Origin of the sequence: Mesorhizobium sp. M1A.F.Ca.IN.020.04.1.1 (assembly GCF_003997315.1) — a bacterium.
Taxonomy (GTDB): domain Bacteria; phylum Pseudomonadota; class Alphaproteobacteria; order Rhizobiales; family Rhizobiaceae; genus Mesorhizobium.
In genome coordinates, this window is sequence record NZ_RZSN01000309.1 from 1 (window position 1) to 3,552 (window position 3,552).

Consider the following 3,552-nt stretch of genomic DNA (forward strand, 5'->3'; position numbering starts at 1 on the left):
CTGCAGCAGGTGGCGATGCTGTTTGGCGTGGCCGTGGCCGCGGCGATCCTCAACCTGTCGCAGATCGTGCGCAGCGGCGCGGCGCCCAACCTAATAGACTTCAGGATCGCCTTTTTCGCGATCGGCCTGATCGGGCTGGTGGCAGCGCTGCGTTTCCTGACCCTGCCGGCCAGTGCGGGTGCAGAGGTCTCAGGCCATACCGGGCGGGACTGAAATGGGCTTGGAAGGCCGGCCTGCGCACGCCCGCGGCGGCACCGAACGGCAAACTGTCGGGGCTCGGCACTTTTGTGCATCGCAATGACCCGGAGCTCATCGCCTCTGGCCCCGTCAAGGCGTGGAGGAATGACGACCGCTCCGCACCGACCAGCTGGGCGGATTTTCAGACTGAGCAGGGGTCTCCCCTTCTCCACAAGAAGGGAGAAGGGAAGGTTTGCTTTCTAATCGCTGCGCCTAAAATTACGGATGCGGTCGAACAGCACCGCCAGGATGATCGCGCCCCCGATGAAAGTGCCTTGCCAAAAGGCGTTGATGCCGAGCAGGCCGAGGCTGTTGCGGATGACCTCGATCAGGGCGGCGCCGACGATGGCGCCGAACGCGGTGCCGACGCCGCCGGCGAGGTCGGCGCCGCCGATGACGGTCGCGGCAATCACCTGCAGCTCCATGCCGTTGCCGAGATTGGTGGTGACGGCGCCGAGCCAGCCGGTCTGGATGATGCCGGCGAGACCGGCCGAGAGCGCCGAGATCATGTAGACTGCGACCTTGATCTGGCGCACCGGAACACCGGTCAGCGTGGCCGCATGCTCATTGCCGCCGATGGCGAAGATATGCCGGCCGAACTTGGTCCAGCGCAGGATGAAGCCGGTGATCAACGCCAAAAGGATCATGTAGAGCACCGGATTGGCGATGCCGAACACCCAGGCGCCGCCGCCCAGCGCCAGAAGCTTGTCGTGGTCCGGCCCGAACTGGAAGACGACGGTGTTGTTGGAGGCGACCATGGCGAGGCTGCGCGCCACCGACAGCATGCCGAGCGTCACCACGAAGGGTGGGAAACCGAGATAGGCGATGAGCACCCCGTTGAAGGCGCCGATGGCTAAAGCGGTGACGATCGAGGCCAGGATGCCGATTTCGATCGAATAGCCGGCATGCATGGTGACGGCCAGCACCATCGAGCACAGGCACAGCACCGAGCCGACCGACAGGTCGATGCCGCCGGTGATGATGACGAAAGTCATGCCGAGCGCCACGATGGCGACGAAGGTGATGTTGCGGGTGATGTTGAAGAGGTTCTTCTGCGTGGCGAAAGCGTCGGTCGCGAAGGACAGGAACAGGCAGGCGAGGATAACCGCGATCACCACCCAGAAGGTCTGGTTGGCAAAGAGCCGTGAGAAGAATGTGTGCTGCTTCTGCGCGATCGTCTGGTCAAGGGTGACTGCCATTATCGACCTTTCCTGAGGCGTTGGACGCCCGATCCACGCGATTACGCAACCTGTTCGATGGCGCCGGTGATCAGCCCGGTGACTTCCTCGGGCGAGCTCGAGGCGATCTTCTTGTCGGCGACTTTCCTGCCGCGCCGCATGACGATGACGCGGTCGGCGACATCGAAGACGTCGGGCATGCGGTGGCTGATCAGCACGACGGCGATGCCCTGGTCACGCAGATGGCGGATCAGGTTCAGTACCTCCGCGACCTGCCTGACCGAGATCGCCGCCGTCGGCTCGTCCATCAGCACGATCTTGGCTTGCGACAACATGGTGCGGGCGATCGCCACCGCCTGGCGCTGGCCGCCAGACATCTGCTTGACGAGGTCGCGCGGCCGCGTCTCGGATTTCAGTTCGGCAAAGAGCTGGCCGGCGCGCTTGTACATCGCGGCATAATCGAGAATGCGGAAGGGGCCGATGCCGCGGCGCAGTTCCCGGCCGAGATAGACATTGGCGGCGGCCGTCAGATTGTTGCAAAGCGCCAGGTCCTGATGGACGATCTCGATGCCGTGCTGGCGGGCCTCGGCCGGCTTGTGCAGGATCAACTCCTTGCCGTCCATATGCATCGTGCCGTGGCTGGGGCGGAAATTGCCGGCGATCATCTTGACCAGCGTCGACTTGCCGGCGCCGTTGTCGCCCATCAGGCCGACGACCTCGCCGGCCTCGAGCTTGAACGAGACGTCGTTCACCGCCTGGATGGCGCCGAAATGCTTCGAGATATTGGCGAGTTCGAGAACCGACACCAGCCTTAAGCCTCCCCGTTTTCGTCCCTCGACTGCCTTGCCATAATTGCCGGCGCCGCAGGGGCCTCGCGCCTCCAACTCCTCCCGAGCAGGTGCGATAGACTCATTTAGGCAAATGCGGCCATGGGCGTCAATCAATTGTCGGGCGATTAATTTCGAGTCCCGTTGAAAAATCGGTTTTGTAGGACAAATAGCAATTGACGTTGGCAGCGAGCCGTTATTAGCTAGCATTGGAGGAAGAATTTTTCCGTCGCGAAATCGCTGCTCGGCGTGACGCGGTGGGCGAGATTCAGGATCCGGCCGGCGCCCATTCGAGCTGGAACGGATCGGCAAATGCTTGTCGGCCCGGCTTGAGACACGAACTTTCGAGCCTATTCCGCGTGTTGCTTGCATCCGGGCCGATCGGTGTGGCGGGCACGTCGTGTCCGTCTGTTTTCAAGGGAGGACTGATATGAGGAAATCACTTTTGCTCGCCGCCGTCGCCGCCATGGCGCTGGGCGCCGGGCCGGCTTTGGCCAAGAAACAGCTCGTCATTGTCGTAAAGGGCCTCGACAACCCTTTCTTCGAAGCCATCCATCAGGGCTGCGAGAAGTGGAACAAGGAGAACGCCAGCTCCGAATATGAATGCTTCTACACCGGCCCGGCATCGACCTCGGACGAGGCCGGCGAAGCCCAGATCGTGCAGGACATGCTGAGCAAGCCGGACACGGCCGCGATGGCGATCTCGCCGTCCAACGCGCCGCTGATCGCGCAGACGATCAAGAGCGCCAATCCGTCGATCCCGATCATGACGGTCGATGCCGATCTTGCCAAGGAAGACGCCGCGCTTCGCAAGACCTATCTCGGCACCGACAACTATCTGATGGGCAAGCGGATCGGCGAATACATCAAGAAGGCCAAGCCGAATGGCGGCACGATCTGCACGATCGAGGGCAATCCGGCCGCCGACAACATCCTGCGCCGCGCGCAGGGCATGCGCGATGCGCTGTCGGGCAAGGAAGGCCTGCCGGCGCTCGCCGGCGAAGGCGGCTGGACGGAAGTGGCGGGTTGCCCGGTGTTCACCAATGACGACGGCGCCAAGGGCGTGCAGGCGATGACAGACATCCTGGCCGCCAATCCGAAGCTCGACGCTTTCGGCATCATGGGCGGCTGGCCGCTGTTCGGCGCTCCGCAGCCCTATCGCGACCTGTTCAAGCCGCTGGCCGACAAGATCGCCAAGAACGAGTTCGTCATCGGCGCCGCCGACACGATCGGCGACGAGGTGGCTATCGCCAGGGAGGGCCTTGTGACCGCACTGGTCGGCCAGCGGCTTGAACAGGTCGCGATAGGGC

At 63.2% G+C, this 3,552-nt stretch carries 3 protein-coding genes and 2 pseudogenes; 3 read left to right on the top strand and 2 right to left on the bottom strand.

Annotated elements, in window-relative coordinates; all coding sequences use genetic code 11:
- A pseudogene (locus EOA49_RS31030) lies at window positions 1-213 on the top strand (MFS transporter); the annotation flags it as partial.
- A gap of 5 nt (window positions 214-218) precedes the next feature.
- Window positions 219-317: pseudogene (locus EOA49_RS33850) on the top strand (amidohydrolase); the annotation flags it as partial.
- Between the two features lie 120 nt (window positions 318-437).
- On the opposite strand, the gene EOA49_RS31040 reads toward EOA49_RS33850, so the two are convergent.
- A complete protein-coding gene (locus tag EOA49_RS31040) occupies window positions 438-1,436 on the bottom strand; it encodes an ABC transporter permease (RefSeq protein WP_066992267.1) in 999 nt (332 codons plus the stop codon).
- A gap of 41 nt (window positions 1,437-1,477) precedes the next feature.
- Window positions 1,478-2,221, bottom strand: a complete 744-nt coding sequence (locus EOA49_RS31045; RefSeq protein WP_095802345.1) for an ATP-binding cassette domain-containing protein — start codon at window positions 2,219-2,221, stop codon at window positions 1,478-1,480.
- A 451-nt stretch (window positions 2,222-2,672) separates the two neighbouring features.
- On the opposite strand from EOA49_RS31045, the gene EOA49_RS31050 reads away from it, so the two are divergent.
- Window positions 2,673-3,552: substrate-binding domain-containing protein (locus EOA49_RS31050; RefSeq protein ID WP_164749352.1), on the top strand; the 880-nt coding region annotated here is incomplete at its 3' end.